This is a genomic window from Ectopseudomonas toyotomiensis (assembly GCF_900115695.1).
Lineage (GTDB): Bacteria > Pseudomonadota > Gammaproteobacteria > Pseudomonadales > Pseudomonadaceae > Aquipseudomonas > Aquipseudomonas toyotomiensis.
This window is the reverse complement of record NZ_FOXK01000009.1, coordinates 31,087-52,164: the sequence shown is the minus strand read 5'-3', so window position 1 is coordinate 52,164 and position 21,078 is coordinate 31,087. Positions and strand designations below refer to the sequence as shown.

Genomic DNA, 21,078 nt, shown 5'->3' with positions numbered 1-21,078 from the left:
CGCGCAGGCGATCAAATCGGCGGAATGATCAGGTCCAGCCTCGGGTATTCGCTGTCGTTCTCCGAACTGCCGCGTGGTGGTACATGCTGGGTGGTGATCAGCTGGTCGCCCTGGCAGACCTCCAGATGAATGTCGAAGCCCCACAGCCGGTGCAGGTGCTTGAGTACTTCGCCAGTGGAGTCGCCCAGCGGTTTGCGGTCGTGCTGCTGATGGCGCAGGGTCAGCGAGCGGTCGCCGCGGCGGTCGATGTTCCAGATCTGCACGTTGGGTTCGCGGTTGCCCAGGTTGTACTGCGCGGCGAGTAGTTCGCGGATGGTGCGGTAACCCGGTTCGTCATGAATGGCCGGCACCAGCAGTTCGTCCTTCTGGTCGTCGTCGAGAATACCGAACAGCTTGAAGTCACGAATCACCTTGGGCGAGAGGAACTGCAGGATGAAGCTCTCATCCTTGAAGCTGTTCATGGCGAACTTGAGCGTGGTCAGCCAGTCGCTGCCGGCGATGTCCGGGAACCAGCGTTTGTCCTCTTCGGTGGGGTTTTCGCAGATACGGCGGATGTCGCGGTACATGGCAAAACCCAGGGCGTAGGGATTGATACCGCTGTAGTAGGGGCTGTCGAACGGCGGCTGGTAGACCACGCTGGTGTGCGACTGCAGGAACTCCATCATGAAGCCGTCGGTGACCAGGCCTTCGTCGTATAGATCGTTCATCAGGGTGTAGTGCCAGAAGGTGGCCCAGCCTTCGTTCATCACCTGAGTCTGGCGCTGCGGGTAGAAGTACTGGGCGATCTTGCGCACGATGCGGATCACCTCGCGCTGCCAGGGCTCCAGCAAGGGCGCGTGTTTTTCCAGAAAATAGAGGATGTTTTCCTGCGGTTCGGCCGGGAAGCGCTTGCTGTCCTTCTCGCTGCCCTTGTCTGCGTTCCTGGGAATGGTGCGCCACAGGTCGTTGATCTGCTTCTGCAGGTGCTCTTCGCGATCTTTCTGCCGGCGCCGTTCTTCCTCGGCGGAGATGGGGTAGGGGCGTTTGTAACGGTCGACGCCGTAATTCATCAGCGCGTGGCAGGAGTCGAGCAGCTCCTCCACCGCATCGATGCCGTAGCGCTCCTCGCACTGCATGATGTACTGCTTGGCGAACACCAGGTAATCGATGATAGAGCTGGCGTCCGTCCAGGTACGGAACAGGTAGTTGCCCTTGAAGAAACTGTTGTGGCCGTAGCACGCGTGGGCGATCACCAGTGCCTGCATGCAGATGGTGTTTTCCTCCATCAGGTAGGCGATGCAAGGATCGGAGTTGATCACGATCTCGTAGGCCAGGCCCATCTGCCCGCGCTTGTAGCCTTTTTCGGTGGAAAGGAAATGCTTGCCGTATGACCAGTGGTGGTAGCCAAGCGGCATGCCCACCGAGGCGTAGGCATCCATCATCTGCTCGGCAGTGATCACTTCGATCTGGTTGGGGTAGGTGTCCAGCGCATAGCGCTCGGCGATGCGGGCGATTTCCTTGTCGTACTGGCGGATCAGGTCGAAGGTCCACTCCGATCCGGTGGAGATCGGCTCGCGCTTTCTGCTGCTGGCATTCATGGCTTGGCCCTCAACTCACCAGGCGACGCTGGAACAGTTCGCGGAACACCGGGTAGATGTCCGCGGCGGACACCAGTTGCTGCTGGGCGAAGCTGTCGGCGAAGGCTTCGGCCACTTGTTCGTACTCGAACCACAACGCCTGGTGTTCGCGTGGGGTGATCTCGACGTAGGTGAAGTACTGCACAAACGGCATGATCTGGTTGATCAATATATCCCTGCATACCGGTGAATCGTCATTCCAGTTGTCGCCGTCCGACGCCTGGGCGGCATAGATGTTCCACTCGTTGATCGGGTAGCGCTCGGCCATGACTTCCTGCATCAGCTTCAGGGCGCTGGAAACGATGGTGCCGCCGGTTTCGCGGGAGTAGAAGAACTCCTCCTCGTCCACTTCCTTGGCACTGGTGTGGTGGCGGATGAAGACCACGTCGATCTTGTCGTAATTGCGCTTGAGGAACAGGTACAGGAGGATGAAGAAGCGTTTGGCCACGTCCTTGGTGGCCTGGGTCATGGAGCCGGAGACGTCCATCAGGCAGAACATCACCGCCTTGGAGCTGGGATTGGGCTGCTTGGTCAGCAGGTTGTACTTGAGGTCGAAGGTGTCGAGGAACGGCACGCGATGGATGCGCGCGCTGAGGCGTTCGATTTCCTCCTGAATGGCCTGGATATCGCCGAAGTTGTCCGGCTCTTCCCGGCGCAATCGCTCCAGTTCGGCCTTGGCTTCGCGCAATTTGGCGCGGCTGGAACCAGACAGGGCGATGCGCCGTGCGTGGGCCGAACGCAGGGTGCGCACGATGTTGATGCGCGAGGGGTTGCCCTCGTTGCTGATACCGGCGCGCACGGTCTTGAAGGTTTCCGCACCGGTCAGGTGGCGTTTGACCAGATTGGGCAACTCCAGGTCCTCGAACATGAAATCGAGGAATTCCTCCTGGGTGATCTGGAACACGAACTCGTCCATGCCTTCGCCGGAGTTGCTCGCCTTGCCACTGCCGCGCCCACCACCGCCGCCTTGTGGTCGTGGGATGCGTTCGCCGGTGGTGAATTCCTTGTTGCCGGGGTGGACGATGGTCTGCTTGCCGCCGCGGCCATGATGCAGCACCGGCTCATCGATATCGCGACCGGGAATGCTGATCTGCTCGCCGTGCTCCATGTCGGTGATGGAGCGTCGGCTGACGGCTTCCTCCACCGCCTTCTTGATGTGTTCACGGTAACGCCGCAGGAAGCGCTGGCGGTTAACCGTGCTCTTGTTCTTGCCGTTGAGGCGTCGGTCGATCACGTAGCTCATGACATCTCCTTCGAACCTGTTCAGAGTCTGCTGCGCGTCGGCCCTGTTGCGTTGAAAACAGTTTCGGACTGCTCATTTATCGCTCGTAAAGTCGAACGCGACTCCGACCGGTCCTCACCTGTTTTCGCCTGGCAGCGCTCTAGCTCGCGAGACTTTGAACAGGTTCTTGCCCGCCCGTGGCCACGGGCGAGCAGCGAATGACACGGCGCGCGCCGCGCGCCGGGTAGGGCTTACTGAGACTTGCGAACCCGCAGGTACCACTCCGACAGCAGGCGCACCTGCTTCTCGGTGTAGCCGCGCTCGACCATGCGTTTGACGAAGTCGTTGTGCTTCTGCTGATCCTCCTTGCTGCCCTTGGCGTTGAAGCTGATGACCGGGAGCAGATCCTCGGTGTTGGAGAACATCTTCTTCTCGATGACCACGCGCAGCTTCTCGTAGCTGAGCCAGGTGGGGTTCTTGCCGTTGTTGTTGGCGCGGGCGCGCAGCACGAAGTTGACGATCTCGTTGCGAAAATCCTTCGGGTTGCTGATGCCGGCCGGTTTCTCGATCTTCTCCAGCTCCTCGTTGAGCGCCACGCGGTTGAGGATCTCGCCGGTCTCCGGGTCGCGGTACTCCTGATCCTGAATCCAGAAGTCGGCGTACAGCACGTAGCGGTCGAAGATGTTCTGCCCGTATTCGCTGTACGACTCCAGATAAGCGGTCTGGATTTCCTTGCCGATGAACTCGATGTAGCGCGGCGCCAGGTATTCCTTGATGTAGCGCAGGTAGCGCTCGCGCACCTCGGCAGGGAACTGCTCCTGCTCGATCTGCTGCTCCAGCACGTACAGCAGATGTACCGGGTTGGCGGCGATCTCGTGCGGGTCGAAGTTGAACACCTTGGACAGGATCTTGAAGGCGAAGCGGGTCGACAGGCCGTTCATGCCCTCATCGACACCCGCGCTGTCGCGGTACTCCTGAATCGACTTGGCTTTCGGGTCGGTGTCCTTGAGGTTCTCGCCGTCGTAGACGCGCATCTTCGAGTAGATGTTGGAGTTCTCCGGTTCCTTCAGGCGCGACAGGGTGGAGAACTGGGCAAGCATCTTCAGGGTGTCCGGCGCGCAATGGGCCCTGGCCAGCGAGCTGTTGATCAACAGCTTGTCGTAGATCTTGATCTCGTCGGTCACGCGCAGGCAGTAGGGCACCTTGACGATGTAGATACGGTCGATGAAGGCCTCGTTGTTCTTGTTGTTGCGGAAGCTGTGCCACTCGGACTCGTTGGAGTGGGCCAGCAGGATGCCGCTGTAGGGAATCGCGCCGAGGCCTTCGGTGCTGTTGTAGTTGCCTTCCTGGGTGGCGGTCAGCAGCGGGTGCAGCACCTTGATCGGCGCCTTGAACATCTCGACGAATTCCATCAGGCCCTGGTTGGCCCGGCACAGCGCGCCCGAGTAGCTGTAGGCGTCGGCGTCGTTCTGCGGGTATTCCTCCAGCTTGCGGATATCCACCTTGCCGACCAGGGCGGAGATGTCCTGGTTGTTCTCGTCGCCCGGCTCGGTCTTGGCCACGGCGATCTGGTTGAGGATCGACGGGTACAGTTTGACCACGCGGAACTGGCTGATGTCGCCGCCGAATTCCTGCAGGCGCTTGGTGGCCCAGGGCGACATGATCGAGTTGAGGTAGCGCCGTGGGATGCCGTAATCCTCTTCGAGGATGGCGCCGTCCTCGGTGGCGTTGAACAGCCCCAGGGGCGACTCGAATACCGGTGAGCCTTTGATGGCGTAGAAGGGCACCTTCTCCATCAGTTGCTTGAGTTTCTCGGCCAGCGAGGATTTACCGCCGCCCACCGGGCCGAGCAGATAGAGAATCTGCTTCTTCTCTTCCAGGCCCTGAGCGGCATGGCGGAAGTAGGAGACGATCTGGTCGATGCACTCTTCCATGCCATGGAAGTCGGCGAAGGCCGGGTAACGGCGGATGACCTTGTTGGAGAAGATGCGTGACAGCCGTGAATCGCTGGAGGTGTCCAGCAGTTCCGGCTCGCCAATGGCCATCAGCAGGCGCTCGGCCGCAGTGGCGTAAGCGCTGCGATCCTGTTTGCACAGTTCGAGGTACTCCTGCAGCGAGTACTCCTCCTGGCGGGTCGCCTCGAAACGTTGTTGGAAGTGACTGAAAATGCTCATGACTTCACCTCGCTCGATGCTGAAAGCTGGCTCGGGATCGGTCGTGCGTGCAGGTGCTGGGTAACTCCGGCTCCGAAGAAGTCGGGAACAATCCCCCAAAACCTAAAAGTCGTTACCGATGGCCCGATGCCGGTTTGCCGGCTCTACCTTCAGTGGGATGGCCTGAGTAACAGAATAGTTCGTTCTGCAGAGCGTCAAGGGCGAGACAACGATAACGGGATGTTACCGTACGTCGGGAAGTGGCGGCAGGCCAGAGCGGACGCGGCTTGCCGCGTGAAGAAATTTATTCTTCGGAACTTTGCGCGGTCTCGCTTGGGTAGGTGGCGCGCCATAGCTCGAAACCGCCGTCGAGGCTGTACACCTCGGAGAAACCCTGACCGACCAGGTAGGCTGCGGCGCCCTGGCTGGAGTTGCCGTGGTAGCAGGAGACGATCAATGGCGCGTCGAGGTCGGCGTGGCTGATGAAATCATGCAGCGAGTGGTTGTCCAGGTGACGCGAGCCGCTGATATGACCATTGGCGAAACTCTGCGGGTCGCGAATGTCGACCACGACGGCGCCCTGGGTGCGCAGCTCCTGCGCCTGTTGTGGGGAAATACGCTTGAATTCGCTCATGTTCGCAGACCTTTGGATTCGTGGTGCGCCTCGGGCGCTTATGCCTTGGGGCAGGTGCAGCGGTGAAGTGCTCCGCTGTCGACGTCGAGCAGGGTCATCGCACCGCCCCAGACGCAGCCGGTATCCAGCGCGTAGAGGCCGGGTTCCGTGCAGTTGCCTTCCAGCGCTGCCCAGTGACCGAAGATGATCTTCTCGCCGCGCATCTTTCGCTGCGGGTGGCTGAACCAGGGGGCGAAGCCTGGCGGTGCGCTGCCGACGCCTTCCTTGCTCTTCAGATCCAGCATGCCATCTGCCGTGCAGAAGCGCATGCGGGTGAAATAGTTGGTGATCACCCGCAGGCGGGTGACGCCGTGCAGTTCCTTGTTCCATTTGGCCGGTTCGTTGCCGTACATACCGTCGAGAAATAGCGGTAGACGGGCATCGTCACGCAACGCTTCTTCGACTTCGGCTGCGCGACGCAGTGCCTTGCTCAGCGTCCATTGCGGCGGGATGCCGGCATGTACCAGGGTCACCTTGCGTTCGGCGTCGTGGTGCACCAGTTTCTGCATGCGCAGCCAATCGAGCAGATCGTTGCGGTCCGGCGCATCGAGAATCTCGCGCAGGGTATCGCCCTTCTTCAGGCGCTCGATATTGTGCGCGACAGCCAGCAGGTGCAGGTCATGGTTGCCCAGCACACAGGTGATCGCATGGCGAATGGAGTAGAGGAATCGCAGGGTTTCCAGCGACTGCGGGCCGCGGTTGACCAGATCGCCGACCAGCCACAGCTGGTCTTGTGCGGGATCGAAGGACACTTGCTCGAGCAGGCACTTGAGCGGTTTGAGGCAACCCTGCAGGTCGCCGACGGCATACACCGCCATCAGTGAAGGGCTCCCGGTACAGCCAGGCGGAACGGCGCGATGGTTGCGTCGAAGCGTTTGCCGTCCTCGGCGAGCATCTGGTAGCTGCCCTGCATGGTGCCGACCTGTGTGGCCATTACCGTCCCGCTGCTGTAGGTGTGGCTGGCGCCGGGAGCGATATGCGGCTGCTGGCCGATCACCCCGGCACCACGCACTTCCTGCACGCGGCCATCGCCGTCGGTGATGACCCAGTGACGCGACAGCAACTGGGCCGTTAGCTCGCCGTTATTGACGATGGTCACGGTGTAGGAGAAGGCGTAGCGGTTCTGCTCCGGCTGCGACTGCGCAGCCAGGTAGCGGGTGGTGACACTGACGTCGATCTGATAGCGAGGGTCGGACATGCGCATGATCCGTTGGGCGTGATTGCAGTTTAGTCCTGCTCGGCCGAAGGCTGCAGGGCCAGCTGGTCGGCCAGGCGGACGAAGGCGGCCAGATCCAGCTGCTCGGGGCGCAGGCTGCCGTCGACGCCTGCCGCTTCGATGGCATCGGCGGGCAACAACTGCTTGAGCGTGTTGCGCAAGGTCTTGCGGCGTTGGTTGAAGGCCTCACGCACGACGCGTTCGAGCAGGCGATGGTCTTTGGCCGGGTGCGGCAGGGTTTCATGCGGCACCAGACGGACGATGGCCGAGTCGACCTTGGGTGGCGGGTTGAAGGCGCCAGGGCCGACGTTGAACAGATGCTCCACGCGGCAGTGGTATTGCACCATGATCGACAGCCGCCCCCAATCGCCACCGCCCGGGCCGGCGGCCATGCGTTCGACCACTTCCTTCTGCAGCATGAAGTGCATGTCGCGAATCAGTGGCGCGTTGTCCAGCAGATGGAAAATCAGCGGCGTGGAGATGTTGTAGGGCAGGTTGCCGACCACGCGCAGGCTGCGTGGCGCAGCTTCGAGGCGGGCGAAGTCGAATTTCAGCGCGTCGCCCTGATTCAGGCGAAAGCGCGGATTGTCGCCGAACTTGCCTTGCAGGATGGGGATCAGGTCGAGGTCGAGTTCGATCACGTCGAGCTGCGCACCGCTGCCGAGCAACCCTTCGGTAATGGCACCCTGGCCTGGGCCGATTTCCAGCAGGCGTTCGTCTTCCTTGGCGCGAATGGCGCGCAGGATGCGGTCGATCACCCCGGCATCATGCAGGAAGTTCTGGCCGAAGCGCTTGCGCGCGCGGTGTTGGTATTCGGACATGTACGGCTCCGCGCAGCGCCTCGAGGCGTTTTGCTCGAGGCTGGATGCAAAAAAGAAAGTCGCACAGTCTACCAGCGAATGGCGCCGCGGGCGCGGGCCGTGGTCTCAGTGGTTCATTCCGGGCGGCTGGCGGCCATCTGGTAGGCGGTTTCCAGTGCCACCTGCAGGCTGCCGATGTCCACCTTGCCGGTACCGGCCAGATCCAGGGCAGTGCCATGATCCACCGAGGTGCGGATGATCGGCAGGCCCAGCGTGACATTGAGCGCCGCACCGAAGCCCTTGAACTTGAGCACTGGCAGGCCCTGGTCGTGGTACATGGCCAGTACGGCATCGGCATGTTCGAGATACTTGGGGGTGAACAGGGTGTCGGCCGGCAGCGGGCCGATCAGGTTCATGCCTTCGCTGCGCAGACGCTGCAGCGTCGGTTCGATGATCTCGATTTCCTCCCGTCCCAGATGCCCGCCTTCGCCTGCGTGCGGATTGAGCCCGCACACCAGGATGCGCGGCTCGGCGATGCCGAACTTGCTTTGCAGATCGGCATGCAGGATGCGCGTCACACGCTCCAGACGTTCGGCGGTGATGGCTGCTGCGACATCCTTCAGTGGCAGGTGAGTGGTGACCAGCGCCACGCGCAGGCCGCGGGTCGCCAGCATCATCACCACCTGCTGGGTGTGGGTCAGTTCGGCGAGAAATTCGGTGTGGCCAGAGAAGGCGATACCCGCTTCGTTGATCACGCCCTTGTGTACGGGCGCCGTGATCATCCCGGCAAATGTTCCGTCCAGGCAGCCTTGGCCTGCGCGGGTGAGGGTCTGCAGCACGTAGGCGGCGTTGGCGGGCGTCAGTTTGCCGGGTATGGCAGGCGTTGCCAGGGGCGTGTCCCAGACGTAGAGGCTGCCAGCCGCTGCGGGGCTGTCTGGCCATCGCTGCGGGCCGACGGTCAGCAATTCGATATTCAGCCCCAGCTGCTTAGCGCGTTCTGCCAGTAGCTCGCGACTGGCGATGGCGACCAGAGGCGCTGGCTGCGCCTGGCGGGCCAGCAGCAGGCAGAGATCAGGACCGATACCGGCGGGCTCGCCAGGTGTGAGGGCAAAGCAGTGCTGCGCAGTCATGGTCGCTCTCTGTGCGGGCTGGGGCGTCAGTTTACGCTGCCGGGCCAATAACGAAAAAGCCCGGCATTTGGCCGGGCTTTTGGGACGATACCGCTATTACAGCTTGGTCTCGACGTAGGCTTCGTCGCGGATCTGGCGCAGCCAGGCCTGCAGCTCCTCGTCGTATTTGCGGTTACGCAGCAGGTTTGCGGCCTGTTGCTCGCGGAACTGCGCGCTGCTGTCAGTGGCGCGGCGGCCCATGACCTGCAGCACGTGCCAGCCGTAAGGACTCTTGAACGGCTTGGACAGCTCGCCGCTGGCAGTGTTGTTCATCACTTCACGGAACTCGGGCACCAGCGCGTTGGGGTCGATCCAGTTCAGGTCGCCACCATTGAGCGCAGAGCCCGGATCTTCGGAGAAGCTCTTCGCCAGTTCGGCGAAGTCTTCGCCATCGACGATGCGCTGATACAGGCGCTCGACCAGGCGACGGGTTTCTTCTTCGCTGCGAATCTCGCTGGGCTTGATCAGGATGTGGCGAACATGCACTTCGTCACGCACCTGAGTATCGCCACCACGCTTCTCGATCAGCTTGAGGATGATGAAGCCGCCCGGTGTACGCACCGGCTCGGTGACTTCGCCCGGGCTCAGCTGGCTGATCATGTTGTCGAACGGCGGCGGCAGCTGACCGGCTTTACGCCAGCCCATTTCGCCGCCTTCCAGCGCGGTTTCACTGGCCGAACGGGAAATCGCCAGTTGGGCGAAGTCTGCGCCTTGCTGCAGTTGCTGATACACCTCCTGCGCCTGCCGCTCGGCGGCCTGGATTTCGTTGGAGGACGCGCCCTCGGAAACCGGAATCAGGATATTGGCCAGACGGAACTCTTCCGACAGTTGCATCTTGCCCAGGTCCGAGGCGAGGAAGTTCTGCACTTCCTGGTCGGTGACCTGGATGCGTTCGGCCACGCGGCGCTGGCGCACACGGCTGATGATCATCTCGCGACGCACCTGGTCACGGGCATCGGCATAGGACAGGCCATCACGAGCCAGCGCTTCGCGGAACTGCTCCAGGCTCATGCCGTTGCGCTGGGCGATGGTGCCCATGGCCTGGTTCAGCTCTTCGTCGGTGATACGAATGCCGGAGCGGTCGCCGATCTGCAGCTGGATGTTCTCGATGATCAGGCGTTCGAGCACCTGCTGGCTGAGTACGTTCTCCGGAGGCAGGGCGCCACCGCGCTTGTCGATGGTCTGTTGTACTTCACGCAGGCGAGCGTCGAGCTGGCTCTGCATGACCACGTCGTTGTCGACGATGGCCACGACGCGATCCAGTGGGCGAACCTGGGCCTGAGCCATTGCTGCCAGCAGTGCTGCGCCCAATAGCAGGGGGCGCAGGCGATCAGAAAGCTTGGTCTTCACGTTCACGGTAACCTTGAATGCCTTGGTCGAGGAAAGATTCCACCTTGTTGCCAACAACGCCGCCGAGGCCCTTGAGGACGATCTGCAGGAAGATGCCGCGGTCCGGCTCGTCGTTGCGCGATGGGTCGAGGCTGACTTCGTCGTAATCGATCCAGTAGCGGTTGATCAGGCGCAGTTTCCAGCAGCAGCTGTCGTACTCGAAACCACCGAAGGCTTCCAGGGTACGGTTGCGGCCATAGTCGTACTGCCAGCGCGAGATCAGGCTCCACTGCGGAGCCAGCGGCCAGATGACGGAGAAGTCATGCTGGTCGATCTTGTAGTAGTTCTTGATGTAGTTGGGGTTCGGCGAGCCGTCGGCAAGGGTCTCGCTACCGTAGTCCGGGTTGGTCGTCCAGGTACCGCTGTCACGGTCATAACGCACGGTGTCGTTACGATAGCGATAACCGAAGTTGACGATCTTGTTCGGATTGGCTTCCGGCTGGTAATGGAACATTGCGCTGCCCGAGCGGGTGGCGTGCTGGTCCGGATCCCAGTTGAAAGTCGAGGAGAAGCGCCAGTCGCGATTGAAGCGATACAGGTACTCCAGCGCATAAGGCGAGACGTCGGCGGTGGCTTCCTGGCGGGCACGGTAGTCGATGCCCGGCAGCTGTACCTTGCGGTCTTCGAAGTAGAAGGCCTGGCCGATGCTGAAACGCTGACGCTCGAAGCCATTCGACTCGATCCAGCGGCTGGTCACACCCAGCGACAGCTTGTTCTCGTCACCGATGCGATCCTTGCCACTGAAGCGGTTTTCACGCCACAGCGAGGCGTAGCTGAACGTCGGCTCGCCCGTGTCGAATACCGGGATATCGGTCTGGTCTTCTTCCGGCACATAGAGGTAGAACGCACGCGGTTCCAGGGTCTGACGGGTGTCCTTGCCAAACAGTTGGGTGTTGCGGTCGAAATACAGGCCGCTGTCGACACTGAACAGGCCAACGCCGCGGTTGGGCGAGCGATTGTAGTCGACGCCGAACCACTGACTGTTCGGGTTGAGGGGGTCGTTTGTTGCGCTGGCAAGATCCGCCTTGCCCTGGCCGTCCAGGTTTACCTGGTACTGCGTTTGCAGGTACTTGACCTGAGGCTTGACGAAGCCCCAGCTCCAGTTCAGCGGCAGGGCAATACCCGGCTCCAGGTGCAGGCGTTCGCCGTCTGCGCGGTTAAGACCGGTCAGGCGCTCGTCGTACCAGAGGTCCTGCGGGCGACCGGTTACACCATCCTTGTCGACGAAGAAGCCCGAGCGCAGGTTGCGATCGAAGCGCACGTACTCGGTGCCATAGGTGAAGTCCAGGCCACCCGGATTGAACGGCAGCTTGCCGTCCAGGGTGATCTGCGGCAGACGGTCATACGGCGTCACATCAGTGATGTTGGCCAGTTCGTATGCATGCACGTTCAGGCGTGCGGTATAGCTGTCACCGCGATAGGTCAGCGTGCCGCGCTGGTCGACGTAGGTTTGCTTGTCGATGCCCAGATCGGTATCGAGATCCTGGAAGTAGTAGGGGTCGCTGATGTCGGTGTAGTCGACTTCGGCGAGCAGGCGCGAGTTCAGCCCCTGCTTGTGCTGCCAGCTGTACATCCAGCGCTGATCTTCGTACTCGGACTGTAGTTTGCGCTCGTCTTCGCTGTCGTCGAGGTAGGCCGCGCCGATCTGGCCTTCGCTGCTCTCGGTCAGGTAGCGGAACTCACCTTCCATCAGCAGGCCGCGTTTGGCCATGTAGGTCGGGTACAGCGTGGCGTCGTAGTTCGGCGCCAGGTTGAAGTAGTACGGCGTTTGCAGCGAGAAGCCGTTGCTGCTCGACGTGCCGATGCTCGGCGGCAGGAAACCGGATTGGCGACGGTCGTCGATCGGGAAGTAGATGTATGGGGTGTAGAACACCGGAATGTCCTTGACCCGCAGCGTCACGTTGGTCGCGGTGCCGAAGCCGGTCGCCGGGTTCAGGGTGACGTTGTTGCCCTTCAGGTGCCAGGCATTGTCGCCCGGTTCGCAACGGGTATAGGTGCCATCCTTGAGGCGGATGATCGCGGTCTCTTCGCGCTTGGCGTAGAGCGCGCTGCCGCGCACATGAGCCTGATGCATCACGTATTCGGCGTTGTCGATACGGGCTTCGCCGTTATCCAGTTGCAGTTCGGCGCGGTCGCCGACCACCAGCATGCCCTTGTCGCGCAGGCGTACGTTGCCGACCAGCTCGCCACGGTTTTCCGTCTGGTGCAGGCTGGCCTCGTCGGCCTCGACCTGCATACCGGACTGGCGCAGGACGACGTCACCGGCGAGGGTGGCGATCTGCTTTTCCTGCTCGAAGCGCGAGGCCTTGGCGGAAACGTACATCGGCGACTCGTCCAGCGGCGTGGTGTCATCCATGCCCGGACGCAGCGGCTCGACGTAGGCGCCTGCGCAGTAAGGACCGGCCTCTGCCAGTTGCGCGGCAGTCAACTTATCGCGCGGGACCCAGTCCAAGTGACTGTAATCGGGACTGCGCGAAGCGAGGGCGCGGCCCTTGCTCTCGGTGACCAGCACCGGGGCGGCATCCTGCTTGGCTACCGCCTCGCTGGTGGCACCGCTGGTGCTGACAGCATCACGGCTGTGCACCGGGCGCGGAGGCAGGGCGCTGGCCGCTGATTTCGGCGCGCAGGCCCAGCCGCCCGTGGGCGACGCCTGGCAATCGTATTGCTCGGCGGCAAAGGACTGTAGGCTGAACGCAGGCTGTAAGGCCAGGAGGCTGCCGGTGACCAGCAGCGGGAATTTCTTGCGGAACGCGGGGTATTTTACTGCCATCTTGTTAGTCCGGGCTTCCTGCGCGCTATCGGCCCAGGGGCCGCACGCCTCTCGATGGGCTGAAAAAGATGCTGGATAATAAAGCATGACCCGCGCAACGGCTAGCGCCGTCGGAGACCCCTTGATGTCTGAACACGATGTACGACTGCAACAGCTGCAAACCTGGCTCGCCGAGCAACTGCCCCCTCTCTTCGCAGCTCGCGAATGGGGAGTGGTGCCTGAGGCCGAGCTCACTCCCGCCAGCAGCGACGCCAGCTTTCGCCGCTATTTTCGTTGGCAGGCCGGTGAGCGCAGCCTGATCCTGATGGATGCGCCGCCACCTCAGGAAAACTGCGAGCCCTTCGTGCGTATCGCGGCATTGCTGTCCAGCGCCGGTGTGCATGTGCCGCAGGTGCTGGCTGCCGATCTTGAGCAGGGCTTCCTGATTCTCGATGACCTGGGCCGCCAGACCTATCTGGACGTGATAAACGAACACAATGCCGACGAGTTGTTCGACGATGCCATCGAGGCCTTGCTGTTGCAGCAGCGCTTGCCCCTCGACAGCCATCTGCCGCATTACGATGAGGCGTTGCTGCGTCGTGAGTTGCAACTGTTTCCCGAGTGGTACGTACAACGCCACCTGGGGCTTACCTTTACACCCGAGCAGGAGGTCGCCTGGCAGCGTATCAGTCGCCTGTTGATCGACAGCGCCCTGGCGCAGCCCAAGGTGGTGGTGCACCGCGACTTCATGCCGCGCAACCTGATGCAGAGTGCACCGAACCCCGGCGTGCTGGACTTCCAGGATGCCGTCAACGGCCCGGTCACCTATGACATCACCTGCCTGTTCAAGGATGCATTCCTCAGCTGGCCCGAGGCGCGCGTGCAGGCCTGGCTGCACGGCTACTGGGAACGTGCCAAGGCGGCGGGTATTCCGCTACAGGCATCGTTCGAAGACTTTCTGCGTGCCAGCGACCTGATGGGCGTGCAGCGCCACCTCAAGGTCATCGGCATCTTCGCGCGCATCTGCCACCGCGATGGCAAGCCCAAATACCTCGGCGACGTGCCGCGCTTCTTCTCTTATATAGAGGCTGTGCTGGCACGTCGGCCGGAGCTCGCCGAGTTGGGTGAGCTGTTCGCCAGCCTGGCGAAAGATGAAGGGGCACGTGCATGAAGGCGATGATTCTGGCGGCGGGCAAGGGCGAGCGCATGCGTCCTTTGACGCTGCATACGCCCAAACCGCTGGTGCAGGTGGCGGGCGTGCCGTTGATCGAGTACCACATACGCGCCCTGGCTGCTGCAGGCTTCACCGAGCTGGTGATCAACCACGCCTGGCTGGGCCAGCAGATCGAGGATTACCTCGGCGATGGCTCGCGCTTCGGTGTGCGTATCGTCTATTCCCCCGAAGGTGAGCCGCTGGAAACGGGTGGCGGCATCTTCAAGGCGCTGCCGCTGTTGGGTACAGAGCCATTTCTGGTGGTCAATGGCGATATCTTCACCGACTACGCCTTCGCCGCGCTACGCGAGCCGCTCGTCGGTCTGGCGCATCTGGTGCTGGTGGATAACCCGGCGCATCACCCGCAGGGCGACTTCGTTCTGGCGGCCGGCCAGGTGCAGGACAGCGGCACGATGGGTGAGCGGCTGACCTATAGCGGTCTTGCCGTGCTGCATCCGCGTCTGTTCGGCTCTTCTCAACCCGGCGCCTTCAAGCTGGCGCCGCTGCTGCGTGAGGCGATGGCGGCCGGGCAGGTCAGCGGCGAGCATTATGGTGGCTGCTGGATCGATGTCGGTACGCACGAGCGCCTGGCCGAAGTCGAGCGCTTGCTGCAGGAGGCACGCTAGGTGTTGTGGCCGGCCACCATGCTCGGGGCAGCGGCCGGGCTCGCCCTGGCCAGCATCCCAGGTGCTCTGCTGGGCGGTCTGCTCGGGCAGGTGCTGGATCGTCGTTTGCGCCTGCATGGCTGGGACAATCTGCGCGAGCGTCTGGGCGGTCGTGCGGCGCCGTCGGATGACGACCTGCTGTTTCTGATGCTGGGGCGTCTGGCCAAGAGTGACGGTCGGGTGGTGCAGAGCCATATCCAGCAGGCTCGCTCGGAAATGCAAAGGCTGGGGTTGGACGCTGCGGCTCAGCGACGTGCCATCGAGGCCTTCGCCCGGGGCAAGACCGGGCGTGACAACCTGCGTACGCCGCTGCAGCGTCAGCGTGAGCTCGCCGATGCCATGCTGCGGGCCTGCTGGCGCATGGCCTGGGTCGATGGACGGGTATCGGCCAGTGAGCATGAGCTGATTCTGCTCTGGGGCAAGTGGCTCGGCTGGGACAGCACCCGGCTCGATAGCCTGGGCGAGGAATACGCGCCGCGTCGCAGTCAGCAGCCGGCACCGGCTGGCGGCAGTTACCAGGAGGCGCTGCGGCTGTTGGGCGTGAATGAAGGCAGCGAGCCTGAGCAGATCAAGCGCGCCTACCGGCGCCTGCTCAGCCGCCATCACCCGGACAAACTGGCCGGCTCCGGCGCCTCGCCTGAGCGCATTCGTGAAGCCACCGACACCACGCGCCAACTGCATCAGGCCTACGCGCTGATTCGCCAGCGCCGAGGCATTCGCTAGCAGGTAGTTTCAACGGACTGCTAGCTGCCTGCGGTGCGAATATGCTGCGTCAACCAGCCACGTAGACGGCGATAAAGCTGCTCTTGCTGAACATCCAGGTTACCCGGCAGGGCTTTCATCGATACCTGTATGTAGGTGGGCAGCTTGGCTCGCTTGCTCGCCTGCAGGCGTTTCAACGCAGCCATGCGGTCTGTGGCTTGGTCCTTGTAGAAGAAGTCGCCAGTGGCCACGGCCAGCTGCGCGACCATCTCATCCAGTGGCGGCGCAAAGCCGGCAGGTAGTTCGGCTGCCACCATCAGCAGATTCTGCACGTTGTCCGGCTGGCGCTCGCTCAGGTAGCGCGCAGCCCAGTAGGCGCCACTGCCATGACCTAGGAGGACGATTTCCTTGGCCTGCTGCTGGTTGGCGAAGGCGATGGCGGCATCGATGCGGGCCATCACCCGCTCGACATGCGCCTGACGCCTTTGCTCTCGGCTGATCGCGCCGCTGTCGGCTGGTTGTGTAGCCTCGGCTACGGCCGCTTCAGGCGGGCTTTCGGCGGCAGGGGCGCTCTCGGTAGTGGGGGCATCGCTTTGCGGTGCCGCTGTTGCAGTGGCGGCAGTGCGCAGTGGCAGCGGGTCACCGTCCGGGTCCGGCAGCGTCAGGCTCAGACTGTGCCAGCCGGCGTCGGGCAGCTTGCGCCGCAGCGGGCCGATCGCGGCGGCGCCGTCGGCGTTTTCCACATCACCGGGCAGCAGAATCACCGCACCACTGGGCTCGCCGACGTTGGCAGGCAGCCACAGGGCGAGAAAACTTTCGGCGCCGGCCTGCAGCATCTGCTGCTCACGTTTGTCCAGACGTTGCTCCAGCGTCTGCGCGTCGCTGACGCTGCGTTCGGGCAACAGAGGACGTTCGCTCGCTGCGGGGGCGTCGGCGCTATCAGCCGGCGCATTCTCGGGCGGCTCCTCGGCCCAGGCGGCGGGACAGGAGAGCAGGCAGAAACCGAGCAGTGCTAGTGAATGAAGGCGCATCGATGAGGCTCCTGATCGTCTGCTACAGAGCCTAATGCCGGGCTCCGCTTTTGTCAGGCGATTGGCGCAAGACTGGAGTAAGGTAGGGGATCGCGTCACCGGATTCGCCGTGCATGAATTCCCTTCTTCGTTCCCTCGCCCTGCTGCTGATGCTGGCTGTTTCCACCGCTTGGGCGGAGAGCGCGCGCATGCCATTGCGCCCGGCTTTCGATGCCGAGCAGCGCGCCTGGCTCAAGGAGCATCCCGTGCTGCGCGTGGGCCTGATCCAGCAGGCACCTTGGGTTCTGCGTGGCCAGAACCGGCAGCTGACGGGCGCCAATGTCGAGCTGATGCAGCGTCTGCTCGAAGGCATGGGCGTCGCGCCTGACTGGCGCCTGTATCCGAATCTGGAGGCCCTGGAGCGTGCCGCCAGTGCGGGCGAGGTGGATCTGGCGCCAGGCCTGCAGCAGACGCCGGCCGGCCTGCGCATCTGGCATTACTCCATGCCTTACCTGCGCGTGCCGCACCTGGTGGTCGGCGAGCGCAGCGGCAATGGTGCGGTGGATCTCGATCAGTTGCCGCTGGAGCAGATGGTCGCCCTGCGCTCGCCGAGCCAGGCTGCCGAATACCTGGAGCGTACTCATACCAACCTGCGTCTGCGGGCGACGTCTTCGGAGCGTTCGGCGCTGTTGCTGGTGCTGAATCAGGAGGTCAGCTATGCGGTGCTGGACGAGGCGAGCCTCAGCCTGCTGCTGCGCGAATCACGTTTCTCCAGCCTGAGCATCGTTGGCGATATCGGTTTGCCGCAGCTCCTGCGCCTGGCCACGCGCCGCGATCAAGCGCTGTTGTCCGGCATCGTCGATCAGACCCTGAAGACACTGCCGGCTCGCGAGCTGGAGGAATTGCGCGACACCTGGATGCCTTTGCGCTATCCGCAGTCCACCGATTTCGTCGGCTTCTGGAAGACGCTCGCGCTATTTTTCGGCCTGCTGCTGATGCTGGGGGCAACCGCGCTTTATCGGCAACGACAGCAGACGCGTTTGCTCGAGCGAGGGCTGCTGGGCGCACGTGGCGAGCTGGATCGTCACCAGCAGGCCGCCGAGGCATTGCGCCTGAGTCAGTTCTCCATCGACCACAGCACGGTGGGCATTCTCTGGGTCAACTGGGACAGTCACCTGCGCTACGCCAACCGCGCTGCCGAACGCATGCTCGGCTACGCCCCTGGTGAGCTGGTGGACAAGCCATTGAGTCAGTTGGAGCCCGGCCTGCATATGGACCGCTGGCTCAACCTGTGGAAGCGCGTGCGCGAGCAGGACGAGGGTTCACCCAGCTTCGAGGTCGACTGCCTGCGCGCCGATGGAAGCCGCATGCCGGCTGACGTATCGCTGAGTTTTCTACGCTATCGCCAGGCCGAGTACCTGGTGGTGTTTCTCAGTGACGTTACCGAGCGCCGCCGTGCGCGTGCCGCGTTGGAGGAGAGCGAGGCGCGCTTCAAGGGCATCGCTGGCAACGTGCCTGGCCTGGTGTTTCGCCTGGAGCGCGCCGGGCCGGGAGCGGTGGTCAATTTTGCCTACATCAGCGAGGCCAGTCAGGAAATGGTCGGCTGGCCGGCGCAGGAGCTGCAGCGTGAGGAGCGCGGCATTCGCAGCCTGGTGCACCCGCAGGATCTGAGCAGCTATCTGAACAGCCAGACGCTGGCGCTGGAAGGCGAGAGCGACTGGTATTGGCAGGGGCGCATCCTTACCGCCGAGCAGGAGATGCTGTGGGCGGACATTCGTACCACCGCGCGTCCGCTGGGCAATGGCCGAGTGGTGTGGGACGGCATCCTCTGGGATATCACCGAGAACAAGCTGGCCGAGCTTGCGCTGGCCGATTCGCGGGCGCGCCTGCGCGAACTGTCGGCGCATCTGGAAAGCGTGCGTGAGGAAGAGAAGGCGCGCATCGCCCGCGAAGTGCATGACGAGCTGGGCCAGGTGCTGACCGTGCTCAAGCTGGAGACGGCGATGTGCGAGCTGGTTTGCGCCGGGCAGATGCCCGAGCTGGACGAGCGCCTGGCCAGCATGAAGCGTCTGATCGCGCAGTTGTTCCAGCTGGTGCGTGATGTGGCCACGGCGCTGCGGCCGCCGATTCTCGATGCCGGCATTGCCTCGGCCATCGAGTGGCAAGTGCGGCGCTTCGAGGAGCGCACGCAGATTCCTTGCCTGGTCGAGGTGCCGGAGCACCTGCCGCATCTGCCGGATGCCCAGGCCATCGGCATGTTCCGCATTCTTCAGGAGGCGCTGACCAACGTCATGCGCCACGCTGGCGCGCATAGCGTCGAGGTGCGTCTGTGGCAGGAGGGCGGCAGCCTGTGTCTGTCGGTGGTCGACGATGGCAAGGGCTTCGATCCGGCGCTGCGCAAGCCCGGGCAATCCTTCGGCCTGGTCGGCATGCAGGAGCGCATGCTCATGCTCGGTGGCCAGTTGCAGATTGACAGTCAGCCGGGCGAGGGCACTACCCTGTGCGCGCGCATCAATCTGGAAGAGGAGATCGCAGCGTGATTCGGGTACTGGTGGCCGAAGACCACACCATCGTGCGGGAAGGCATCAAGCAACTGATCGGCATGGCACGTGATCTCGAGGTGGCTGGCGAAGCCTGCAATGGCGAGCAGCTGATCGAGGTGCTGCGTCGCACGCCCTGCGACGTGGTGCTGCTGGATATCTCCATGCCCGGCATCAACGGTCTGGAGGCCATTCCGCGTATCCGCGCGCTGACCGAGGCCCCGGCGATTCTGGTGCTGTCGATGCACGACGAGGCGCAGATGGCGGCGCGTGCGCTCAAGGCTGGCGCTGCCGGCTACGCGACCAAGGACAGCGACCCGGCGCTGCTGATCACTGCGATTCGCAAGGTGGCCAGCGGTGGTCGTTATATCGATCCGGCGCTGGCCGACCGCATGGTCTTCGAGGTCGGCCTGACTGATTCGCGCCCGCCCCACGCGCAGCTTTCCGAACGCGAGTTTTCGGTGTTCGAGCGTCTGGTGCGCGGGGAGGGCGTCAACGATATCGCCCTGCACCTGGCGATCAGCAACAAGACCGTGAGCACGCACAAGGCGCGCCTGATGCAGAAGCTCGGCGTCCATTCGATGGCCGATCTGGTGCGTTACGCGATGGAGCACCGGTTGCTGTAGGGTGCGCCGTGCGCACCAACGCCTTGGAGGCGGAATATTGGTGCGCACAGCCTAGGCGGCCCCGTGACACCCTACGGGCGTGATGCCCGAGATGCCTACTCGGAATTTGTAGGGCAAGCCCTACACGAGATTCTCCTCGCGCCTGATATCAGCTTGTCATCCCGCCCGATTTTTCACCCTGTCTCGCCGACCTAATCTTGGGTCATCGGCCTGAGACAAGAACAAGGGTGTGGTGTGATGGCAAACGATGTACTGGTGAGTTTCCGTGGCGTGCAGAAGAGCTATGACGGCGAAACGCTGATCGTCAAAGACCTCAACCTGGATATCCGCAAGGGTGAGTTTCTGACCCTGCTCGGCCCATCCGGTTCCGGCAAGACCACCAGCCTGATGATGCTGGCCGGTTTCGAGACGCCGACTGCCGGCGAGATCCTCCTCGATGGCCGCTCGCTGAACAAACTGCCGCCGCACAAGCGCGACATCGGCATGGTGTTCCAGAACTACGCGCTGTTCCCGCATATGACCGTTGCCGAGAACCTGGCCTTCCCGCTGAGCGTGCGCGGCATGTCGCGTACCGACATCAGCGAACGGGTCAAGCGTGCGCTGTCGATGGTGCAGCTCGACAGCTTCCGCAACCGTTACCCCGGCCAGCTTTCCGGCGGTCAGCAGCAGCGTGTGGCCCTGGCCCGTGCGCTGGTGTTCGAACCGCAACTGGTGCTGATGGACGAACCCCTCGGCGCACTGGACAAGCAACTGCGCGAACACATGCAGATGGAGATCAAGCACCTGCACCAGCGCCTGGGCGTGACTGTGGTCTACGTCACCCACGATCAGGGCGAGGCGCTGACCATGTCCGACCGCGTAGCCGTGTTCCATCAGGGCGAGATCCAGCAGATCGCGCCGCCGCGCGAACTCTACGAAGCGCCGCACAACACCTTCGTCGCCCAGTTCATTGGCGAGAACAATCGTCTGGCTGGTGAGCTGGTCAGCCGCGATGGCGAACAGTGCGTGGTACGCCTGGCGCGGGGTGAAGAAGTGCGTGCTACGGCGGTCAACGTCGGCGCCGTGGGTGAGGCGGTGAGCCTGTCGATCCGCCCCGAGCGCATCCGCCTCAACGGCCACAGCGAGGCCTGCCCGAACCGTTTCTCCGGGCGCATTGCCGAGTTCATCTACCTGGGCGACCACGTGCGCATCCGCATGGAGGTCTGCGGCAAATCCGATTTCTACGTCAAGCAACCCGTGGCCGAGCTCGATCCGCAGCTGGCGGTTGGTGACCTGGTTCCGCTCGGCTGGTCTGTCGAGCATGTCCGCGCGCTCGACCCACTCCAAGCCGAGTGA

At 63.0% G+C, this 21,078-nt stretch carries 17 protein-coding genes; 6 read left to right on the top strand and 11 right to left on the bottom strand.

Annotation, left to right across the window (positions count from 1 at the left end; all coding sequences use genetic code 11):
* Positions 1-11 precede the first annotated feature (11 nt).
* From BM186_RS18425 to BM186_RS18380, 10 genes are all read right to left on the bottom strand, one after another.
* Complete coding sequence (locus BM186_RS18425) at positions 12-1,577, bottom strand: SpoVR family protein (RefSeq protein ID WP_072425026.1); 1,566 nt, start codon at positions 1,575-1,577, stop codon at positions 12-14.
* A 10-nt stretch (positions 1,578-1,587) separates the two neighbouring features.
* Entirely contained in the window at positions 1,588-2,859 is a 1,272-nt protein-coding gene (locus tag BM186_RS18420; RefSeq protein WP_021488764.1) for a YeaH/YhbH family protein, read from the bottom strand.
* Between the two features lie 230 nt (positions 2,860-3,089).
* On the bottom strand, positions 3,090-5,012 hold the full coding sequence (locus BM186_RS18415) for a PrkA family serine protein kinase (RefSeq protein WP_074917222.1): 1,923 nt from the start codon (positions 5,010-5,012) through the stop codon (positions 3,090-3,092).
* 283 nt (positions 5,013-5,295) lie between these two features.
* Entirely contained in the window at positions 5,296-5,625 is a 330-nt protein-coding gene (glpE, locus tag BM186_RS18410) for a thiosulfate sulfurtransferase GlpE (protein ID WP_074917220.1), read from the bottom strand.
* A 38-nt stretch (positions 5,626-5,663) separates the two neighbouring features.
* A complete protein-coding gene (locus BM186_RS18405) occupies positions 5,664-6,482 on the bottom strand; it encodes a symmetrical bis(5'-nucleosyl)-tetraphosphatase (RefSeq protein ID WP_074917218.1) in 819 nt (272 codons plus the stop codon).
* Positions 6,482-6,862: a Co2+/Mg2+ efflux protein ApaG gene (apaG, locus tag BM186_RS18400; RefSeq protein ID WP_074917216.1), complete on the bottom strand. Its 381-nt coding sequence runs from the start codon at positions 6,860-6,862 to the stop codon at positions 6,482-6,484. The genes BM186_RS18405 and apaG overlap by 1 nt, the downstream gene beginning before the upstream one ends.
* 29 nt (positions 6,863-6,891) lie before the next feature.
* On the bottom strand, positions 6,892-7,701 hold the full coding sequence (rsmA, locus tag BM186_RS18395; RefSeq protein ID WP_059392267.1) for a 16S rRNA (adenine(1518)-N(6)/adenine(1519)-N(6))-dimethyltransferase RsmA: 810 nt from the start codon (positions 7,699-7,701) through the stop codon (positions 6,892-6,894).
* A gap of 113 nt (positions 7,702-7,814) precedes the next feature.
* On the bottom strand, positions 7,815-8,810 hold the full coding sequence (gene pdxA, locus BM186_RS18390) for a 4-hydroxythreonine-4-phosphate dehydrogenase PdxA (protein WP_074917214.1): 996 nt from the start codon (positions 8,808-8,810) through the stop codon (positions 7,815-7,817).
* A 96-nt stretch (positions 8,811-8,906) separates the two neighbouring features.
* Positions 8,907-10,199 carry a peptidylprolyl isomerase gene (locus BM186_RS18385; RefSeq protein ID WP_093051895.1) on the bottom strand — a complete coding sequence of 431 codons (1,293 nt, stop codon included), beginning with the start codon at positions 10,197-10,199 and terminating at the stop codon, positions 8,907-8,909.
* Positions 10,180-13,008: an LPS-assembly protein LptD gene (locus BM186_RS18380; protein ID WP_074917210.1), complete on the bottom strand. Its 2,829-nt coding sequence runs from the start codon at positions 13,006-13,008 to the stop codon at positions 10,180-10,182. Before BM186_RS18380 ends, BM186_RS18385 begins: the two co-directional genes overlap by 20 nt.
* A 124-nt stretch (positions 13,009-13,132) precedes the next feature.
* On the opposite strand from BM186_RS18380, the gene BM186_RS18375 reads away from it, so the two are divergent.
* From BM186_RS18375 to BM186_RS18365, 3 genes are read left to right on the top strand one after another with little or no spacing between them, the layout of a single operon-like run.
* A complete protein-coding gene (locus tag BM186_RS18375; RefSeq protein ID WP_074917208.1) occupies positions 13,133-14,158 on the top strand; it encodes an aminoglycoside phosphotransferase family protein in 1,026 nt (341 codons plus the stop codon).
* Complete coding sequence (gene murU, locus BM186_RS18370) at positions 14,155-14,826, top strand: N-acetylmuramate alpha-1-phosphate uridylyltransferase MurU (protein WP_074917207.1); 672 nt, start codon at positions 14,155-14,157, stop codon at positions 14,824-14,826. The genes BM186_RS18375 and murU overlap by 4 nt, the downstream gene beginning before the upstream one ends.
* Positions 14,827-15,588: a DnaJ domain-containing protein gene (locus BM186_RS18365; protein ID WP_074917205.1), complete on the top strand. Its 762-nt coding sequence runs from the start codon at positions 14,827-14,829 to the stop codon at positions 15,586-15,588.
* Between the two features lie 20 nt (positions 15,589-15,608).
* On the opposite strand, the gene BM186_RS18360 is transcribed toward BM186_RS18365, so the two are convergent.
* The gene (locus BM186_RS18360; protein ID WP_074917203.1) at positions 15,609-16,598 is read right to left on the bottom strand and encodes an alpha/beta hydrolase family protein; all 990 of its coding nucleotides are present in this window, start codon (positions 16,596-16,598) and stop codon (positions 15,609-15,611) included.
* Between the two features lie 113 nt (positions 16,599-16,711).
* On the opposite strand from BM186_RS18360, the gene BM186_RS18355 reads away from it, so the two are divergent.
* The 3 genes from BM186_RS18355 to BM186_RS18345 all read left to right on the top strand — a co-directional run bounded on the left by BM186_RS18355 (position 16,712) and on the right by BM186_RS18345 (position 21,078).
* Complete coding sequence (locus BM186_RS18355; protein WP_074917201.1) at positions 16,712-19,117, top strand: PAS domain-containing sensor histidine kinase; 2,406 nt, start codon at positions 16,712-16,714, stop codon at positions 19,115-19,117.
* The gene (locus tag BM186_RS18350; RefSeq protein WP_074917199.1) at positions 19,114-19,743 is read left to right on the top strand and encodes a response regulator; all 630 of its coding nucleotides are present in this window, start codon (positions 19,114-19,116) and stop codon (positions 19,741-19,743) included. The genes BM186_RS18355 and BM186_RS18350 overlap by 4 nt, the downstream gene beginning before the upstream one ends.
* 237 nt (positions 19,744-19,980) lie before the next feature.
* A complete protein-coding gene (locus BM186_RS18345) occupies positions 19,981-21,078 on the top strand; it encodes an ABC transporter ATP-binding protein (protein WP_074917197.1) in 1,098 nt (365 codons plus the stop codon).

Coding starts and splice junctions, on each gene's coding strand:
- BM186_RS18425 (WP_072425026.1), bottom strand. CDS start 1,577: ATGAATGCCAGCAGCAGAAAGCGCGAGCCGATCTCCACCGGATCGGAG.
- BM186_RS18420 (WP_021488764.1), bottom strand. CDS start 2,859: ATGAGCTACGTGATCGACCGACGCCTCAACGGCAAGAACAAGAGCACG.
- BM186_RS18415 (WP_074917222.1), bottom strand. CDS start 5,012: ATGAGCATTTTCAGTCACTTCCAACAACGTTTCGAGGCGACCCGCCAG.
- glpE (WP_074917220.1), bottom strand. CDS start 5,625: ATGAGCGAATTCAAGCGTATTTCCCCACAACAGGCGCAGGAGCTGCGC.
- BM186_RS18405 (WP_074917218.1), bottom strand. CDS start 6,482: ATGGCGGTGTATGCCGTCGGCGACCTGCAGGGTTGCCTCAAACCGCTC.
- apaG (WP_074917216.1), bottom strand. CDS start 6,862: ATGTCCGACCCTCGCTATCAGATCGACGTCAGTGTCACCACCCGCTAC.
- rsmA (WP_059392267.1), bottom strand. CDS start 7,701: ATGTCCGAATACCAACACCGCGCGCGCAAGCGCTTCGGCCAGAACTTC.
- pdxA (WP_074917214.1), bottom strand. CDS start 8,810: ATGACTGCGCAGCACTGCTTTGCCCTCACACCTGGCGAGCCCGCCGGT.
- BM186_RS18380 (WP_074917210.1), bottom strand. CDS start 13,008: ATGGCAGTAAAATACCCCGCGTTCCGCAAGAAATTCCCGCTGCTGGTC.
- BM186_RS18375 (WP_074917208.1), top strand. CDS start 13,133: ATGTCTGAACACGATGTACGACTGCAACAGCTGCAAACCTGGCTCGCC.
- murU (WP_074917207.1), top strand. CDS start 14,155: ATGAAGGCGATGATTCTGGCGGCGGGCAAGGGCGAGCGCATGCGTCCT.
- BM186_RS18360 (WP_074917203.1), bottom strand. CDS start 16,598: ATGCGCCTTCATTCACTAGCACTGCTCGGTTTCTGCCTGCTCTCCTGT.
- BM186_RS18355 (WP_074917201.1), top strand. CDS start 16,712: ATGAATTCCCTTCTTCGTTCCCTCGCCCTGCTGCTGATGCTGGCTGTT.
- BM186_RS18345 (WP_074917197.1), top strand. CDS start 19,981: ATGGCAAACGATGTACTGGTGAGTTTCCGTGGCGTGCAGAAGAGCTAT.